Here is a 17,871-nt window from a genome sequence, read left to right on the forward strand (position 1 = left end):
TGAAAAACCATGCTGAAGACACGCGCGAAATATCATTTGGGCCAAGTGGTCAAGCATCGCAAACATCCGTTTCGCGGTGTGGTGTTTGATGTGGACCCGCGGTTTGCCAACACCGAAGAATGGTATGAGGCCATTCCCGAAGAGGCGCGGCCCGCCAAGGACCAGCCGTTTTACCACCTATTGGCGGAGAACGATCAATCCTATTACGTGGCCTATGTCAGCGAACAAAACCTCGTTGCGGATTATTCCGGCCAGCCGGTCGATCACCCTGATCTGGATGATCTGTTTGGCCCGTTTGAGGACGGCCAGTACCCGCTGCACTTCCAGCTGAACTAAGGCTTTTTCGACCAGAAAAAGACCATTCCACCGAATGAGAAGATCGCCGCATTGATCGCCGCCTGAAGCGTCGCGTCAGGCACGCCGTTTAACGCATCGTTCACCGCCACGCCGCACAGCAGCCCGCCTGCGATCATGCAGGCCAAGCCGCCCGTGCGGGCGAGGCGTTTGGCGAGGGCGTGCCAGTGCATGTCTAGTACCCCAGCGCGATGCCGTCTTTACGCGGATCAGACGCGCCTTCGAGCATCCCATCGGGGCGCAAACGGATGGCTTGCGCGCCACCGATCGGTGTTTCGGCGCGCGTCACCGTATGGCCCTTGTCGGCCAGCGCCTGCGCCACGGCCTCCGAGTACCCGGTTTCCACGTTCAGGGTGTCGCCTTCCGCAAAACACCGCGGCCGGTCAATGGCGGTTTGCGGGTCCATCCCGAAGTCTTCCATGTTGGTCAGGAACCGCGCATGGCCGCAGGGCTGATAGGCGCCGCCCATCACACCGAATGGCATTTCAATCTTGCCCGCCCGTTTGACCATGCCGGGAATGATCGTGTGCATCGGGCGCTTGCCGCCGCCAGCCTCATTCGGGTGGCCTTCCTCCAGTGTGAAGCCCGCAGCGCGGTTCTGAAACAGAATGCCGAATTTATCCGACGCAAGGCCGGACCCAAAGGAGTGGAAGATCGAATAGATCATGCTGACGCACATGCGGTCTTTATCGACCACGGTGATATAGACAGTGTCGCGGTGCACTGCCTCGGCCCCTGGCAGGCTGGGCGGGATCGCGGCGTTCGGATCAATCATTTCGGCCAGTTTGGCGGCCGTCTCGGGGCTGAGCATATGATCCAGCCGCGCGGTATGATCCGGGTCTGCGATCACGCGGTTGCGGGTGTCATAGGCCAGTTTGGCGGCCTCGGCCTCAAGATGGGCACGGTCGGCGCCCATGGGGTCGAGCCCTGCGATGTCGAAGTGTTTGAGGATGTTCAGCATCAAGATCGCGGTCGCGCCTTGCCCGTTTGGCGGATGTTCGACCAGTTCGATGTCTTTGTAGGTGCCCGAAATCGGGTCTGTGTAATCCGCGCGCACAGCGGCGAAATCGTCCAACGTGTGGGTGGCGCCCGCGGCATTAAGGGAGGCGACCATGTCTTCGGCCACCTCGCCCTCATAGAACCCTTCGCGTCCGTCCATGGCGACACGGCGCAGCACCTCCGCCTGGCCGGGGGCGCGGAACATCTGGCCGACGGTCAAGGGGGTGTCCTGTAGCGTATAATGCCTGCGCCCCGCACCCCAAAGCGTGGCGCCAGATTGGGCATAGTCAAACGCGACCTTGGGGGCCACTGGAATGCCTGCCTCTGCGTAATGGATCGACGGCGCGAGGATCGCCTTCAGCCCGATTTTGCCATGGTCTTTGGCCAGCCGGATAAACCCGTCCATTGCCCCCGGAAGGCTGATTGCGTGGGGGGAGGTGAGGGGGAGAACGTCCAAGCCTTCGGCCCGCAGCTTCGCCGCATCCAGCCCCGCAGGCGCACGGCCCGACGCATTCATAGCATGCACATCATCGGACCCTGGCAGGTTGAACAAACAAAACGCATCGCCCCCGATGCCAGTCGACTGCGGCTCACACAGGCCCAGCAAAATCGCGCCTGCGATGGCTGCGTCCATGGCATTGCCGCCCGCCTCAAGGATTTGGACGGCAACTTTGGCCGCCAAAGGATGGGAGGTTGCACAGATGCCGTTCTGGGCAATGACGGCTGAGCGGCCCGGGCTTTGAAAATCTCGGGATTGAAAATCACGCATGGAAGGTCCTTCTCGTCTTTGACGGAAACCTAGCACGGCACGATTGGGGGGAAAGCACATAAGTCCCCGACGTCGCGCACTGGGTGGGGGCTGTAAACGCGACGCCGGGATGAGCCTATGCAGCTACAAGAACAGTTATGACGTTCAATTCGGGTGAGCTTAGGTCGCCTTCGCGGCAATAATGTGGTTTTTCGTCCTTAACAGTCTCTTGCGACCTTGAGGTTTGCGCGACCTGCGTTTCTTTGGGTCAAAAATACCTAAATTCCGACACCGCAAAGGATCGCACCATGCCTGATTATGATCTTCTGGCCAAAACCATCCGAAGTCTGACCGAAGGCGAAGAGGATACCGTTGCTTTGATGGCGACTGTCACCTGCGAAGTGCATCATGCCGATGACCGGTTCGACTGGACGGGCTTTTACCGCGTGACAGGCCCGCAGATGCTGAAGATCGGACCCTACCAAGGGGGGCATGGATGTTTGCAAATCCCCTTTGCGCGTGGGGTGTGCGGGGCTGCGGCACGTACGGGGCAGGTGCAGTTGGTGCCAGATGTCGAAGCCTTCGAGGGTCACATTGCCTGCGCATCATCGACACGGTCCGAATTGGTTTTGCCGGTCTTCAACGCGCAGGACCAGGTGATTGCCGTGTTTGATATCGACAGTGATCAGCCAGATGCGTTCACCCAAGCGGATGCAGATGCACTGGAGGCGATTCTAAGCGATGTGTTTTCGCGCCAAACGGGCTGATTCCAGGAAACGAATGGTTTCGTGAAAAAATCCTTTGAAATTTCACGAAGCTGAGGCAAAGATTTTCCCGACGTCAGGGAGTTTGCCAAAAGTGATTCACAATCCGCCCGCTGAAAGCCGCACCCTTGGGGCTGACATTCGCGCTTTGCGGAAAGCGCGCGGGCTGACGTTGACGGAATTGGGCGAAACGTTGGGTCGGTCTGTGGGCTGGCTGAGCCAGGTGGAACGGGATCTGTCTGAACCGTCGATCACCGATTTGCGGCAGATGGCCAAGGCGCTTGATGTGTCTGTGTCCAGCTTGTTTCGGTCGGCCGCACCCGAACACGAATTGGGGCGCATTGTTCGCAGTGATGCCCGCCGCCCGATCGGGTCGCGCACGGAAGGCTTGGTTGAGGCGTTGTTGTCGCCTGATCTGACGGACGACTTTGAAATGCTGCATTCCACGTTTGAGCCGGGCGCGATCTTGCACGACGAAGTGACGCGCCCGACCCAAGAGGTCGGATACATCGCGTCAGGCAAGATGACCCTGTGGATCGCGGGTCAGCGGTTTGATGTGGCGGCAGGGGACAGTTTCCGCATCCGCGGAGAACCCTATCGGTGGGAAAACCCCTATGCCGTGCCCTGTGTTGTCATATGGGCCATCGCGCCCCCTGTGTATTAGGGGCGCTTGGGATGACGTTCGAAGGATGGACCGTGTTCGCGCTGTTCTGGGTGGTGTTTGTGACCACGCCAGGGCCCAATGCGGTCAACTGCATTTCCAACGGCATGACACATGGGTTCGTGCGCAGCCTTCCGGGTGTGGCGGCAATCCTGACACAGGCGAGCCTGTTTCTCGCGCTGTCTGCACTGGGGGTGACCGCCCTTTTGGCCGCATCCGAGACAGCGTTTCAGATTGCGAAATACATAGGCGCGGCCTTTCTGGTGGTCCTTGGCCTTCGTGGCTGGATCACTGCGAAGACGCCGCCCACGGCAGAGGGGCAGCCCGCCGCAGGTTTGTATTGGCGGGCTTTGGCCATCGCCACGATCAACCCGAAATCTGTCGCAGGCTACTTGGCCGCTTTCAGTCAATTCGTTCAACCTGACGTGCCAATCGGTCAGCAGATGTGGGTGATTGTTCCCACGGCGCTGACGCTGACCGCGATCAGCTATTGCACCTATACTGCGCTGGGCGCGGGGCTGGGCCGCGCGGCGTTGGGGGCTGTGTTCAACGTCTGGTTCCGCCGCGCGATGGCGGGCTGTTTTGTGATCTACGGCGTGCTTTTGGGCGCGTTCCAGCCGGTGGGGGCGCTGAGATGATCGGTGGGTCTTGTCTGTGTGGAGGCGTGACGTTCACGCTGAGCGGTGCGTTGCGCCCGTCAGTGGCGTGTCATTGCGGGCAATGCCGCAAGACGTCGGGTCACTATTGGTCTGCCACGCAGGTCGCCGCCGATCAATTTACGCTGACGTCGGATGAAACGCTGACATGGTTCGCGTCATCAGCACAGGCAAAGCGCGGGTTTTGTCATCGGTGCGGGGCGTCGATGTTCTGGATGCATGAGGACGACGGCGGCGCCGTGTCTGTCGCCTCCGGCACGTTGGATGGGCCCACGGGGCTGCACACAGACAAACATATCTTCGTCAAAGACAAGGGCGACTACTACGACATCGCGGATGGGACTCCGCAGATACAAAAATACTAGGGAGCAACAAAATGGCTGATTTTCCAACAACGGCCCGCGTGGTCATCATCGGGGGCGGCGTCGTCGGCACCTCAACCCTGTTTCATTTGGCGCGCGCTGGCTGGACCGATTGCGTTTTGCTGGAAAAGAACGAATTGACCGCCGGGTCGACGTGGCATGCTGCAGGCAACTGTCCCAACTTTGCGCCCAACTGGGCGGTGATGAACATGCAGCGGTTCGGGCTGGAGCTGTATCGTGGGTTGGCCGAGGACGTGGACTACCCGATGAACTACCACGTCACGGGGTCTGTCCGTCTGGCCCATTCCAAACAACGGATGGAAGAGTTCAAACGCGCCAAGGGGCAGGCCAAGGCCCAAGGCCTGGATCTTGAGATCCTGACACCCGAAGAGCTGCGCGAATATAACCCCTTCATGGAGATCCACGACCTTGAAGGCGGCATGTGGGACAGTCTTGATGGTGATATCGACCCTGCCCAGCTGACCCAGGCGTTGGCCAAGGGTGCGCGGGATGCGGGCGCGCGGATTGAACGGTTCTGCCCCGTGACAGGCGTGGACCGCGATGGGGATGAATGGGTCATCAAGACGGAAAAAGGCGATATCCGCTGTGAGTTTGTGGTGAACGCCGCAGGCTACTACGCCCAGCGCGTGGGCGAGATGTTTAAGCCTCACGGCGGGCGCACGGTCCCCATGGTTGTCATGTCGCACCAGTATTTCCTGACCGGTCAGCTGCCTGAGCTTGAGGCATGGACCAAGGAACAGGGCCACAAGATGCCGATGATCCGCGACCCCGACATCAGCTATTATCTGCGGCAGGACAAATACGGCCTGAACCTTGGCCCGTATGAGCGCAATTGTAAGGCCCATTGGGTGACGCCCGAAGATCCAATGCCTGAGGATTTCAGCTTCCAGCTGTATCCCGACGATCTGGAACGTTTGGAATTCTACATCGAGGACGCCATGGCCCGCGTGCCGCTCTTGGGCGAAGGTGGGGTTGAGCGCAACATCAACGGCCCCATTCCTTATGCGCCCGATGGCCTGCCCATGATCGGCCCCATGCCCGGTGTGAAGAATGCGTTTGAGGCGCATTCGTTCACCTTCGGCATCGCGCAGGGTGGCGGCGCGGGCAAGGTGCTGTCTGAATGGATCATGCATGGTGAGACGGAGCTGGACATGTGGTCTGTCGATCCGCGCCGTTACACCGATTATGCCGATCACGATTATTGTCTGTCCAAGGCGCTGGAAACCTACGGCCACGAATACGCCATGCATTTCCCGCACCACGAATGGCCCGCAGGGCGCGACAAGAAACACTCGACCCTGCACAGCCGTCTGGCCGAGGCGGGGGCGCAGTTCGGCGCCTACAACGGATGGGAACGGGCCAATTGGTTTGCCAAGGATGGTGAGGACACGTCCGAGGACAGCACCCAAACCTGGGACCGCAACGGACCTTGGGAGCCCGCCATCAAACGTGAGGTTGAGGCCGTGCGCGATGGCTGCGGGATGCTGCCGATCACTGGTTTCAGCCGCTACAAGATCGAAGGACCGGGGGCGAAGGATTTCGTCGACAGCCTGACCGCCTCGCGGTTGCCCAAACCGGGCCGCGTGTCGCTGGCCTATTTCCCCGACAGCCGCGGCCGCATCCTGACGGAAACCTCCGTCATGGTGCATTCGGATGACGAGGTTGGCCTGATCACGGCCGCCACGGCGCAATGGCACGATTACGAGATTTTCTGGCGTCAGGCGCCCGAAGGCATCACCGTCACGGACCACACGACTGAGGTGGAAACGCTGCTGGTCACAGGCCCCAAGGCCCGCGACATGCTGGCCCCGATCACCGAAGGCCACGATTTGTCTGCGTCCTGGCTGAGCCTTTCGATGAAGGGCACAGTGGCCGGACAGGACTGTGCGTTGCTGCGCGTGTCCTTTGCCGGTGAGCTGGGTTGGGAAATCCATGCCGCACCTGAAGCCATGCCCGCGATCTGGGATGCGCTTTTGGCGGCGGGGGTGACGCCGTTCGGGATGTATGCGCTGAATTCCATGCGGATCGAAAAAGGCTACCGTGCGTGGAAGGGCGATTTGTCGACGGATTATTCGTTGCTTGAAGGGGGGCTGGACCGGTTCGTGAAGCTGGACAAAGACGTCGATTTCCCGGGTAAGGCTGCGCTGTTGAATGAACAGCAACAGGGCCGAAAGAAGGGCTTTGCCACCATGGTGATGGAGCCCGGCCACCAAGACGCGCCGTACATGGCGCCGGTGTGGTCCAACGGATCGATCGTGGGAGAGGTCACGTCTTGTGCGATGGGGTATCGGACCAATCAGTGCATCGCGCTGGGCATGGTGCAGACCGATTATCTGGCCGAGGGCACCGAGCTTGAGATTGACGTGAATGGCACCCGACGCCGCGCTGTCGTCCAGAAGGATGCGCCCATGTGGGATCCTGAAAATATGCGCATTCGGGGGTGACCAAAGTCTGGCCAGACTTTAAGGGCAGAGTTTCAATGAAACTCTGCCCGCTTGAGGAAACGACATGACACAGATTACCCTTTTGGATGGTGGCATGGGCCAGGAATTGGTCCACCGCGCTGGTGACAATCCAACACCCTTGTGGTCGACCCAAGTGATGTTGGATCACCCTGGCCTTGTGGCGCAGGTACACCGCGATTTTGCCGCCGCAGGCGCGACTGTTGCGACGACAAACACCTACGCCATTCACCACGACCGGCTGGAGGGCACGCCCGTGGCCGACCGGTTTGCCGACCTGCATGCCACCGCGTTGAAGGAGATCGCGCAGGTGGAGGGGCGCAAGGCCGGATCCATCGGGCCGTTGGTGCAAAGCTACCGCGCCGACATCGCGCCGCCCTACGATGAGGCGGTCCCGAAGTATGCCGAAATCGCGCAGTTGTTGGCGCCGTCGGTCGATATGATCATCTGTGAAACCGTGGCTTCTGTTGCGCATGCGCGGGCGGTGTTTGATGGGGCCAAGACCGCGGGAATCCCCGTCTGGGTAGCCTTTACGGTGTCAGACACCGATGGGACTGTTTTGCGGTCGGGTGAGCCTTTGGCCGAGGGCGTGGCCGCCGTTGCGGGGGCCGATGCCGTGCTGGTCAATTGTTCAGCCCCTGAGGTGATCATTGACGCGCTGCCGTCCTTGGCTGCAGCAGGCCTGCCTTACGGGGCCTATGCCAACGGGTTTGAACAAATCACCGAGGACTTCTTGGGCCACAAGCCCACGGTAAATGCGCTGAATGCGCGCAGAGATTTCACCCCCGCTGTTTATGCCGATCACGCCATGGCGTGGGTCGATGCGGGGGCCACCATTGTGGGCGGCTGTTGCGAAGTCGGCCCCGCCCATATCGCCGAGATTGCCAACCGTCTGCGGGCGGCGGGTCACACCATCATATAGGAGGCCGATTGATGGCTGATCTTCCCAATAAAGCACGTGTTGTCATCATCGGTGGCGGCGTCATTGGCTGTTCTGTGGCCTATCATTTGACCAAACAGGGATGGTCGGATGTTGTTTTGTTGGAACGCAAACAGCTGACGTCTGGCACGACGTGGCACGCGGCGGGGCTGATTGCCCAGCTGCGCGCGACGCAGAACATGACCAAGTTGGCGAAGTATAGCCAAGAGTTGTACGGCACGCTGGAAGATGAAACCGGTGTGGCCACGGGGTTCAAACGTTGCGGGTCGATCACGGTCGCGCTGACCGAAGAACGCCGTGAAGAGATTTACCGCCAGGCGGCCATGGCCCGGGCCTTTGGCGTTGAGGTTGAGGAGATCAGCCCCGCTGAGGTTCAGGCGAAGTATGAACACCTCAACACCGACTGTGTTGTGGGTGGTGTGTATCTGCCCCTCGACGGGCAGGGCGACCCCGCCAATATTGCGCTGGCGCTGGCCAAGGGGGCGCGGCAACGCGGTGCGGTGGTCAAGGAACGGGTGAAAGCCACGGGTGTGGTGAAGGACGGGCGCCGGATCACGGGCGTGCAGTGGGAGGACGAGACCGGCCAAGGCACGATTGCCTGTGATCATGTGGTGAACTGTGCGGGCATGTGGGGCCGTGAGGTGGGCCAGATGCTGGGCGTGAACGTACCGCTTCAGGCCTGCGAGCATTTCTACATCGTCACCGAGGCCATCGAAGGGTTGCAGCAGCTGCCCGTGCTGCGGGTGCCCGACGAATGCGCCTATTACAAAGAAGACGCGGGCAAAATGTTGCTGGGCGCGTTTGAGCCCAACGCCAAGCCGTGGGGGCCCATCCCGGAAGATTTTGAATTTGATCAACTGCCCGAAGACTTCGATCATTTTGAGCCGATCTTGGAAGCCGCTGTCGAACGTCTGCCCATGTTGGCGGAGGCGGGCATCCATACGTTCTTTAATGGCCCCGAAAGTTTCACCCCCGATGACGCCTATCACCTTGGACTGGCGCCCGAGATGGACAATGTTTGGGTGGCCGCCGGTTTCAATTCCATCGGGATCCAGTCTGCGGGGGGCGCGGGCATGGCCTTGGCGCAGTGGATGGATGCAGGCGAGAAACCCTTTGATCTGGGCGATGTTGATATCAGCCGGATGCAGCCGTTTCAGGGCAACAAACATTTCCTGATGGAACGGTCCAAGGAAACGCTGGGCCTGCTGTATGCGGACCACTTTCCCTACCTGCAAAAGCGCACCGCGCGCGGGGTGCGGCGGACGCCGTTCCATCACCACCTGATCCAGCATGGCGCGGTTATGGGGGAATTGTCCGGTTGGGAACGGGCCAATTGGTTTGCCCGCAACGGCCAGACGCCGGAATATGAGTATTCGTGGAAGCGGCAGAATTTCTTTGACAATGTGCGCGACGAACACCTTGCCGTGCGGTCTGGCGTCGGGATGTACGACATGTCCTCCTTCGGCAAAATCCGCGTCGAGGGCCCCGATGCCGAGGCGTTCATGAACTATGTGGGCGGCGGAGATTATTCCTGCCCTGTGGGCAAGATCGTCTACACACAATTCCTCAACAACCGCGCGGGGATTGAGGCGGATGTGACTGTGACACGTCTGTCTGAGGTGGCCTATCTGGTCGTCACCCCTGCGGCCACGCGGCTGGCCGATCAGACGTGGATGGAACGCCATAAGGGTGAATTCAACGTGGTCATTACGGATGTGACAGCGGGCGAAGGCGTGCTGGCGATCATGGGCCCCAAATCCCGTGATCTGTTGCAGGCCGTGTCGCCCAATGATTTCACCAATGCGGTGAACCCTTTCGGTACGGCGCAAGAGATTGAGATTGGCATGGGGTTAGCCCGCGCCCACCGTGTGACCTATGTGGGGGAATTGGGCTGGGAAATTTACGTCTCAGCCGATCAGGCGGGCCATGTCTTTGAGGCGCTGCATGAGGCGGGGCAGGACCATGGGCTGACGCTCTGCGGGATGCATATGATGGACACCTGCCGCATCGAAAAGGGCTTCCGCCATTTCGGCCATGACATCACCTGCGAAGACCACGTGATGGAGGCGGGCCTTGGCTTTGCGGTCAAGAAGGACAAGCCTGATTTCATCGGTCGTGAGGCGGTTTTGGACAAGCAGGAAAAGGGGCTTGAGACCCGCATGGTGCAGTTCAAGCTGACCGATCCTGAGCCGCTTTTGTATCACAACGAACCGATCCTGCGCGATGGGGAGTTGGTGGGCTATCTGTCGTCGGGGGCCTACGGGCATGCGCTGGGCGGGGCCATGGGCCTTGGCTATGTGCCATGCAAGGGGGAAAAGCCTGGCGATGTTCTGGCCTCAACCTATGAGATCGACGTGATGGGGACACGGGTGAAGGCGGAGGCGTCGTTGAAGCCGATGTATGACCCCAAATCGGAACGCGTGAAGGTCTGACGTCATGGCAAAAGTCGATGGTGTGAAGTGGATTGCCACGGTGATCCAATTGATGGGGTACGCCTTGACAGGGTTGAACATCGTGCCGTGGAATATTGCGGCTTTTGTCGTGGGGATCGTGCTGTGGTTCATTGTGGGTGTGATGTGGAAAGACCGCGCGATCATGGTGGTGCATTTGGGTGCGTTCATCGCGATCGTGGGTGGCTATCTGAATTCGTGATCCAAGCCGAAAATGATCACGCGGTGGGTTTCCTTAGGCCGCACATCATGCGCTAGTGCGGGCATGGCAAACACATCCAACACGCCCAACGTCGATACGCCCCAAGGCTTGGCCTTTGCTATTTCGGCCTATCTGTTGTGGGGTTTTTTGCCGCTTTACCTGAAGGCCCTGTCGCATGTTCCTGTGCTTGAGGTCATCGGACACCGCGTGATCTGGTCGGTGCCTGTGGCGGGGGCGGTTTTGTTGGTCTTGGGGCGGACAGGGGACATCGTGCGGGCGATCCGTGATCCGCGTACCTTGGCGATGGCCTGTGTGACCGCCGCTTTGGTGTCGGTGAACTGGGGCATCTATGTTTATGCCATTGTGACAGACCGTGCAGTGGACGGGGCGCTGGGCTATTACATCAACCCGCTGTTTTCGATGTTTTTGGGGGCCGTGTTGCTAGGCGAACGTCTGACCCGCGCGCAGACGGTGGCCGTTGGGCTGGCGGCAATTGCTGTGGTGATCTTGTTTGTTGATGCGCAATCAGCGCCTTGGATCCCCCTTGGGCTGATGACGTCGTGGGGGTTCTACGCCTATTTCAAGAAGTCCCTGCCGGTGGGGCCGAACCAAGGGTTCTTGTTGGAGGTTTTGATCCTCAGCGTGCCGGCGCTGGCGTACCTTGCTTGGTTGCATGGGTCCGGTGGAGCGACGTTTGGCTTGGGCTGGGGTGTGTCGTTGCTGTTGGCGGGGTGTGGCCTTGTGACTGCCGTGCCGCTGATGCTGTATGCGAACGGGGCGAAGCTGACACGGTTGAGCACCATCGCCATCCTGCAATACATCGCGCCCACCATGATCCTGCTGCAGGCGGTGTTCGTGTTTGGCGAAGAGCTGGACCGCGCGCGGATGATTGCCTTTCCGTTGATCTGGCTGGCGCTGATCATTTACACGGTGGCGCTGGTGCGGGGCATGCGACGCGGATAAGAGGAGGCATGTCTGACGATTATGCCCCCCCGATGGACCCGCTTGAGGTGATCCACCACGACCATGAAATCCTGATCGTGAACAAACCCTCCGGCCTGTTGAGCGTCCCGGGGCGGGGGGACCATCTGGCCGATTGTCTGCTGTCGCGGGTACAGGATGCGTTTCCGACCGCCCTTCTGATCCATCGGCTGGATCGGGACACGTCGGGCGTGATGGTCTTTGCCCTGACGCCCCACGCGCAACGACACATCGGGTTGCAGTTTGAAAAACGTCAGACGAAGAAAACCTATGTGGCGCGGGTGCTGGGACACCTGCAGCCAAAGACCGGTACGGTGGACCTGCCGTTGATTGTGGATTGGCCGAACCGGCCCAAACAAATGGTGTGTCATGAGACGGGCAAGCCCGCACAGACGGATTGGCGGGTGCTGAAGGCGAGCGATGCGGAAAGCCGTGTGCGAATGTTTCCGAAGACGGGCCGCAGTCATCAGCTGCGGGTGCATATGTTGGCGCTGGGCCATCCGATTTTGGGCGATCCGTTTTATGCGGACGGGCCAACGCGCGATGACCATGCGCGTCTGATGTTGCATTCAGAGGAGTTGCGCCTGCGCCATCCTGACGGGGGCGAGGGTGTGCGGTTTCGGGCGAAGGCCCCGTTTTAGGACGCTGCGACCCCTCTGCCCCGGAGCCAGACGAGGCCCCGCGCCATCAAAGGTTGGCGAGCCGTCTGTCCGTCAGGTTCAGGCGCCCCGCGACGATGGGGGCCACTGTTTTGCGAAGGTCGGGGTCTTGCGCCAGCAAGAGGTCGAGCTCATCCAGGCGGTTCATCGCGATCAGTTCGGCGACCTCCGCGCTTGGAAGGGCGTGAACCGGTTGGATCAACTCAACGCGGGCCTCAGGGATCAGGGCGCGGGTGGCGTTGGGGTCAAGTGTGGTTTCGACAAAGGCGTAGATGCCGGTGCCCTTCGCGGGCAGTGCAAACGGGCTGAGGGTGACGCCCGTGACCGCGTCATGGGCCATCAGATCGGCCCTGATCTGGGCGCCCTCGGTGGCGATGCGGTTGCCGGTGCCTTCGCCATCGGACCAGTTGAACAGGCCGCGCGTGATGGCGTTGTAAAGGCGTTTGCCGGTGGCCATCCAGATGCGGGTGGGCAGGGATTTGCGGGCGAGAATGCGGCGTTCGGTGGCCGTCAGCAGATGTGGCGCGTAGCGACGTTTTTGTTTGAGAAGGTGGCGCAGGTCTTCGTAGCCCATGGTGCGGTAGAGCCAGCCGCGCCGCCGGTGGACGGAGGCCAATTGGAAGTCGATGACTTCCGCTTGGCCGTCTGGCCCCATCAGCCAGTTTTGCGGCTTTGCCAGATCGTTGTGCGTCACACCCCGCCGCCGCATGTCGCGCAGGATGCGTTTGGCGTCGGAGTAAAAGGCGGCATCACTGGGTTTGGACAGGTTCAGCGGCATACCGTCGGACCAGCTGCGCAAGATGCCCGCCCTGTCTTCGCGGATCAGATCGGGGGTGCCTGGGATTCCGGTGACAGTGCGCAGGGCGCGGGTTTCCTTGCGTGCAAGGAAGGTCGCGATGGGTTTGGCCCACCAAGGCACGCCATCCAGTTTGCGCAGAACCAGTTTGGTGTCCGGCGCGTCTTCGAGGTGGCCGGAGACGGTTTCGGAAAATTCGTCACGTTTGTGGACGGTGGTGGGGATGAAGCGGGCGGGCATGGGATGGTGTTACCCGCCCCGCAAGACTGGGGCAAGCACCCGCGCCATAGGCGCGAACGCTTGCTGGGTCTGGATCAGGACGTCCAGCCTGAGACGGCTTTGACCTCAAGGAATTCCTCAAGCCCGTAGAGGCCGCCTTCGCGTCCGTTGCCGGATTGTTTGTACCCACCAAAGGGGGAGCCTTGGGCAAAGCCTTTGCCGTTGGTTTCCACCATGCCGGAGCGCAGGCGGCGGGCGGCGTAGTGGCGCTTTTCGTCGTCTGGGGTCTGGATGTAGTTGGTCAGGCCGTAGTCGGTGTCGTTGGCGATCGCGATGGCCTCATCAATGGTGTCGAACTTCATGATCGCCAAAACGGGGCCGAAGACCTCTTCGCGTGCGATGGTCATGTCGTTGGTCACATCGGCGATGACCGTTGGCTTGACGTAGTAGCCGCGGTTCAACCCGTCGGGGCGCCCAAGGCCCCCGGCAGTCAGGCGGCCTTCGCCCATGCCGACCTCAATCAACCCTTGGATTTTGTCGAATTGCGCTTTGGACACGACAGGGCCGATGTGCTGGCCTTCTTCGGAGGCGGGACCGACGTGGGTTTCGTTGGCCACGCGTGTGGCGATTTCAACGGCCTCATCATAGAAGCTGGATTCAACCAGCATCCGCGTTGGTGCGTTGCACGATTGGCCCGAATTGCGGAAACAGCGGGACGCGCCGTATTCCACGCCCTTTTCGCCTGCATCCGCAAAGACCAGATTGGCGCCTTTACCGCCCAGTTCAAGGCTGACCCGTTTGAGGGTGTCGGCCGCCGATTTCGAGATCAGCTTACCTGCGCGGGACGATCCGGTGAAGGAGACCATGTCGACGTCCGGATGCGCGCTGAGCTGGGAGCCCACGCCTGCGCCGTCGCCGTTGACCATGTTGAACACGCCTTTGGGGAAGCCAGCCTCGTCCATGAATTCTGCAAAGAGCGAACCAGACAATGGGGCGATTTCGGAGGGTTTCAGCACTGTTGTGCAGCCCACGGCGATGGCGGGCACGGCCTTGAGCACCACCTGGTTCATCGGCCAGTTCCATGGCGTGATCAGGGCGCAGACGCCGATGGGTTCCAGCAAGGTTTTTTCCGTGCCTGTGAAGTCACGTTCGAAGGACATCTTATCGAAGGCTTTGATGAACCCTTCGAGGTGCCAGGACCCTGCGCCCACCTGATTGACGCGGGACATGGAAATCGGAGCGCCCATTTCCATGGACATGGCCTGTGCCATTTCCTCTTGGCGGTCGTTGTAGACCTCAAGCAGTTTGTGCAGCAGAGCCATCTTTTCGGATTTATCGACAAAGGCCCAATCGGCGAAGGCGGCTTTGGCGGCAGCTACGGCAGCGTCGGTGTCGGCCTGATCGCCCAATGAAATGACCGCGCAGGCCTCTTCGGTGGAGGGATCGATGACCTCATAGTCGTTGGCCTTGGCTGGGGCGACCCATTGGCCGTTGATGTAGAATTCGCGTTTTTCGAGCATGGAAAGTCTCCGCTGTGTGCTGTCCAGTTGGATCGATCGATCTAACGTCATATATGACTGACAGACGCTGACAAGAAGGAGAGCCGACATGGGCTTGCGCATCAACGACACTATTCCGGATTTGACGGTGGAAACCGATCAAGGGACCGTTTCCCTGCATGATTGGGTTGGCGACAGCTGGGCCATTATTTTTAGCCATCCGAAAGACTTTACGCCTGTCTGCACCACGGAATTCGGCGCGGTCGCACAGCTGGCAGACGAGTGGGAAAAACGCGACACCAAGGTGATGGGCGTGTCCGTGGACGGTGTGGAAGAGCACAAGAAGTGGAAGCAGGACATTGAAGCCGTTGGCGGCGCGCCTGCGAACTTCCCGATTGTGGCTGACGATGGTCTGGAGATTTCCAAGGCCTTCGACATGTTGCCTGCGGAGGCTTACATGCCGGATGGGCGCACGCCTGCGGACAGTGCGACGGTTCGGTCGGTCTTTATCATCGGGCCGGACAAGCAGTTGAAACTGTCGATGACGTATCCGATGACTGTGGGTCGCAACTTTGCCGAGGTGCTGCGGGCGCTGGATGGGTTGCAGACCTCTGCCCGTGAGGGCGTGGCCACGCCTGCGAATTGGCAGGTCGGTCAGGATGTGGTGGTGCCCGTGGCCGTGTCCGACGAGGATGCGATTGCGAAATATGGATCGATCGACACCAAACTTCCGTATCTGCGGATGGCGAAGCTGCCAGAATAGAAGGCCCGTCGAGCGACGCTGTCTGCTGCGCAGAAGCGCCCCGCCCGCCGTCCCATGAGAGGTCCCGCCCTGTTTGGGCGGGGCTTTTGATTTAGGCGTGCAGGACGACGACCGTGTCCATCGGGACGCGGGAATATAAGTCTTCGACGTCCGCATTGGTCATGCGTACGCACCCATTCGACACGCGTCGGCCGATGCCGGAATTGTCTGGCGTGCCATGGATGCGCAAGAACGTGTCCCTGCCGCCACGATACAAATAAAGCGCCCGCGCGCCCAGCGGGTTGTCGCCCCCGCCGTCCATGCCGTCGGCGAAGGGGCCATATTTTTCGGGATCACGACGGATCATCGCAGGAGTGGGTGTCCAGCGCGGCCATTCGGCCTTGCGGCGGATTCGGTAGGTGCCTGGACGCCAACGGTCCTGAGGTGCGATGCCGACCTCGTAGCGGAGGGCTTCGCGGTTGGGCAATGTCCAATAGAGCGCAAAATTCGACGGTGTGACGTGGACTTGTCCCGCAGGCACATCACCGGCCAAAGGCACGATGCGCGGTGCTGCGGCCGAGGCAGACAGCGCCGCGGGCGCGGCCAAGGTCGCCGCGGCAGTGGTCATCAGCGTGCGTCGGTTCATCATCATTGTTTGTCCTTTCGATACCAAGATCGTTTGAGGACACAACGGCACGGATGCGGGTGAAGTTCCGGTGACCGCCAAACGGGCTTTAGTGCAAAACAGCGCGGGTGCCCAAGGGCACGCGGTTGTACAGGTCAGAGATATGACTGTTCACCAGACGCACGCAGCCATTGGACACAGCAGACCCGATGGTGCGGGGCGCGTTGGTGCCATGGATGCGCAGGAAGGTGTCACGGTTGCCTTGGAACAGATACAGCGCACGGGCACCCAGCGGGTTGTTGATGCCGCCTTCCATGCCATCGGCGTATTGTTCGTAAGCTGCGGGATCACGTTCGATCATATCGGGCGTTGGTGTCCAGCTGGGCCATTCCTTCTTGGCGTTGATCCGGAAATCGCCGCTTTCATAGAGGCCACGGCGGCCGATGCCGACTGCGTATTCCAGCGCAAGGCCGGGGCCAAGCATCCAGTAGAGTTTGAACGATTGGGGTTCGACGTGAATTTCACCGGGCGCGTAGTCGCGGTCAATTTGAACAACGCGGGGCAGCTGACTTTCTGGGACAAGGTATTGTGCGGAGGCTGGGCCTGCGGCGGCCAGACCGGCCGTGGCAGCGGCGGTATTCAAAAATGTACGGCGCGTAATCATGATGTTCCCCTTGGTGTCTGTCTTCAATTGTATGCCGTGGATGTCAGATTCGGGGCAAGGGGAGCATTCTCAAGTTTTGGTCAGGATTTCCAGACCGTTGTCGTGACGACACCACCAAACCGCAGGACGATGAAACGTCGGTTTGTGCGATGTCAGGTGGAGCGTGAGACATGAGCCGGAAAACAAAGGCCCCGACGCTGTCGGGGCCCTCGGTATTCAGGTGTCTTGATGTCTTAAAACGCGAACCGAACGCCGAAATTCACGGTGACAGTATCGACGTCGTCACCAACGGAGCCTGTGATCGTCCCGTCTGGGGCACGACGCGCGGATTCGATGTCAAAGTCACGGATAAACCGCACATCTGCAAACACGTCCATCGTATCGGATACGGCGTAGGCACCACCGGCGATGATTTGGGCTGTGAGGCCTTCGTCAGTGTCCGCAAGCGTCACGCCAGGCCCGTAGGAGATGTCAAAATCCGTCGAGGCGATGCCCAGACCCCCGCCGAGATATGGCGTAACGGGGCCAGCTGTTGGAAAGTCTTTGTACAGGTTTGCGAACAATCGCGTGGTGTTCAGCCCGCCATTTGCCGGTTCTTGGCCGGGACCGTTGCCAGAGAAATCTGTGTTGTCGATATTGGTCTCAGAGTACGACAGTTCAATCTCTCCGCGCACGCCGTCGCCCAATTGAGGCAGGCCGCGACCGACGCCGAACCCGATGGAATGGCCATCATCAAAAAAGGTTTGAACGTTGGCGGGGTTGCCGCCCACCACGCCTTCAAAGGTTGGCTCTTGGGAGACTGCAAAACCGCCAAAGGCAAAGCCGTAAAGGGCTGTTGAGGAATGACCCTCCGCCATGGCGGAAGTTGCGAACAAGGTCGCGGCGAAAATGGGTAGGGATTTGAACATGGGAAACCTAACGCGGTTTGAGGGGGGAGAGTATGCTGAAGAGCCAGCGGTGATGCCCATTTCGTACGCCACTGTATACGAGGCGTCATTACACTGATCTTCACATGCGCGCCCTGAAACGTGAGTGACGTTTCACAATCGTGAGTGAATAAATTTTCC

At 60.2% G+C, this 17,871-nt stretch carries 19 protein-coding genes; 12 read left to right on the forward strand and 7 right to left on the reverse strand.

What is annotated here, in order from left to right; translation table 11 throughout:
* The first annotated feature begins 9 nt into the window (after window positions 1-9).
* Window positions 10-336, forward strand: coding sequence for a heat shock protein HspQ (hspQ, locus tag PSJ8397_RS08830; protein WP_085864198.1), 327 nt, complete (start codon window positions 10-12; stop codon window positions 334-336).
* Here hspQ and PSJ8397_RS08835 read toward each other — a convergent pair.
* Window positions 333-527: a hypothetical protein gene (locus tag PSJ8397_RS08835; protein ID WP_085864199.1), complete on the reverse strand. Its 195-nt coding sequence runs from the start codon at window positions 525-527 to the stop codon at window positions 333-335. The genes hspQ and PSJ8397_RS08835 overlap by 4 nt on opposite strands.
* 2 nt (window positions 528-529) lie before the next feature.
* Complete coding sequence (locus PSJ8397_RS08840; RefSeq protein ID WP_085864200.1) at window positions 530-2,122, reverse strand: gamma-glutamyltransferase family protein; 1,593 nt, start codon at window positions 2,120-2,122, stop codon at window positions 530-532.
* Window positions 2,123-2,409: 287 nt separating this feature from the next.
* On the opposite strand from PSJ8397_RS08840, the gene PSJ8397_RS08845 reads away from it, so the two are divergent.
* From PSJ8397_RS08845 to PSJ8397_RS08890, 10 genes are all read left to right on the forward strand, one after another.
* On the forward strand, window positions 2,410-2,868 hold the full coding sequence (locus tag PSJ8397_RS08845) for a GAF domain-containing protein (RefSeq protein WP_085864201.1): 459 nt from the start codon (window positions 2,410-2,412) through the stop codon (window positions 2,866-2,868).
* 91 nt (window positions 2,869-2,959) lie between these two features.
* Complete coding sequence (locus PSJ8397_RS08850; RefSeq protein ID WP_085864315.1) at window positions 2,960-3,529, forward strand: helix-turn-helix domain-containing protein; 570 nt, start codon at window positions 2,960-2,962, stop codon at window positions 3,527-3,529.
* An 11-nt stretch (window positions 3,530-3,540) separates the two neighbouring features.
* On the forward strand, window positions 3,541-4,164 hold the full coding sequence (locus tag PSJ8397_RS08855) for a LysE family translocator (RefSeq protein ID WP_085864202.1): 624 nt from the start codon (window positions 3,541-3,543) through the stop codon (window positions 4,162-4,164).
* Complete coding sequence (locus PSJ8397_RS08860; protein ID WP_085864203.1) at window positions 4,161-4,547, forward strand: GFA family protein; 387 nt, start codon at window positions 4,161-4,163, stop codon at window positions 4,545-4,547. The genes PSJ8397_RS08855 and PSJ8397_RS08860 overlap by 4 nt, the downstream gene beginning before the upstream one ends.
* A gap of 11 nt (window positions 4,548-4,558) precedes the next feature.
* Window positions 4,559-7,009, forward strand: a complete 2,451-nt coding sequence (locus PSJ8397_RS08865) for a GcvT family protein (protein ID WP_085864204.1) — start codon at window positions 4,559-4,561, stop codon at window positions 7,007-7,009.
* A 64-nt stretch (window positions 7,010-7,073) separates the two neighbouring features.
* Entirely contained in the window at window positions 7,074-7,949 is an 876-nt protein-coding gene (locus PSJ8397_RS08870) for a homocysteine S-methyltransferase family protein (RefSeq protein WP_085864205.1), read from the forward strand.
* 11 nt (window positions 7,950-7,960) lie between these two features.
* Window positions 7,961-10,399 carry a GcvT family protein gene (locus PSJ8397_RS08875; protein WP_085864206.1) on the forward strand — a complete coding sequence of 813 codons (2,439 nt, stop codon included), beginning with the start codon at window positions 7,961-7,963 and terminating at the stop codon, window positions 10,397-10,399.
* 4 nt (window positions 10,400-10,403) lie between these two features.
* The gene (locus tag PSJ8397_RS08880; RefSeq protein ID WP_085864207.1) at window positions 10,404-10,619 is read left to right on the forward strand and encodes a DUF6552 family protein; all 216 of its coding nucleotides are present in this window, start codon (window positions 10,404-10,406) and stop codon (window positions 10,617-10,619) included.
* Window positions 10,620-10,682: 63 nt separating this feature from the next.
* Window positions 10,683-11,582 carry an EamA family transporter RarD gene (gene rarD, locus PSJ8397_RS08885; RefSeq protein WP_085864208.1) on the forward strand — a complete coding sequence of 300 codons (900 nt, stop codon included), beginning with the start codon at window positions 10,683-10,685 and terminating at the stop codon, window positions 11,580-11,582.
* An 8-nt stretch (window positions 11,583-11,590) separates the two neighbouring features.
* Window positions 11,591-12,241, forward strand: coding sequence for an RluA family pseudouridine synthase (locus PSJ8397_RS08890; RefSeq protein ID WP_085864209.1), 651 nt, complete (start codon window positions 11,591-11,593; stop codon window positions 12,239-12,241).
* A 46-nt stretch (window positions 12,242-12,287) separates the two neighbouring features.
* On the opposite strand, the gene PSJ8397_RS08895 is transcribed toward PSJ8397_RS08890, so the two are convergent.
* On the reverse strand, window positions 12,288-13,295 hold the full coding sequence (locus PSJ8397_RS08895) for a serine/threonine protein kinase (RefSeq protein WP_085864210.1): 1,008 nt from the start codon (window positions 13,293-13,295) through the stop codon (window positions 12,288-12,290).
* 74 nt (window positions 13,296-13,369) lie between these two features.
* Window positions 13,370-14,794, reverse strand: a complete 1,425-nt coding sequence (locus tag PSJ8397_RS08900; protein WP_085864211.1) for an aldehyde dehydrogenase family protein — start codon at window positions 14,792-14,794, stop codon at window positions 13,370-13,372.
* Window positions 14,795-14,882: 88 nt separating this feature from the next.
* Between PSJ8397_RS08900 and PSJ8397_RS08905 the strand changes: the two genes are divergently transcribed.
* Window positions 14,883-15,536 (forward strand): peroxiredoxin, encoded by a 654-nt coding sequence (locus PSJ8397_RS08905; RefSeq protein ID WP_085864212.1) that lies wholly within the window; start codon window positions 14,883-14,885, stop codon window positions 15,534-15,536.
* A 91-nt stretch (window positions 15,537-15,627) separates the two neighbouring features.
* On the opposite strand, the gene PSJ8397_RS08910 is transcribed toward PSJ8397_RS08905, so the two are convergent.
* From PSJ8397_RS08910 to PSJ8397_RS08920, 3 genes are all read right to left on the reverse strand, one after another.
* Window positions 15,628-16,167: a L,D-transpeptidase gene (locus PSJ8397_RS08910; protein ID WP_306372140.1), complete on the reverse strand. Its 540-nt coding sequence runs from the start codon at window positions 16,165-16,167 to the stop codon at window positions 15,628-15,630.
* An 82-nt stretch (window positions 16,168-16,249) separates the two neighbouring features.
* Window positions 16,250-16,804 carry a L,D-transpeptidase gene (locus PSJ8397_RS08915; RefSeq protein WP_085864213.1) on the reverse strand — a complete coding sequence of 185 codons (555 nt, stop codon included), beginning with the start codon at window positions 16,802-16,804 and terminating at the stop codon, window positions 16,250-16,252.
* 233 nt (window positions 16,805-17,037) lie between these two features.
* Window positions 17,038-17,712 (reverse strand): outer membrane protein, encoded by a 675-nt coding sequence (locus PSJ8397_RS08920; protein ID WP_159453115.1) that lies wholly within the window; start codon window positions 17,710-17,712, stop codon window positions 17,038-17,040.
* Window positions 17,713-17,871: the final 159 nt, after the last annotated feature.

It is taken from the genome of Pseudooctadecabacter jejudonensis, assembly GCF_900172275.1.
In the GTDB taxonomy this organism is placed as follows: domain Bacteria; phylum Pseudomonadota; class Alphaproteobacteria; order Rhodobacterales; family Rhodobacteraceae; genus Octadecabacter; species Octadecabacter jejudonensis.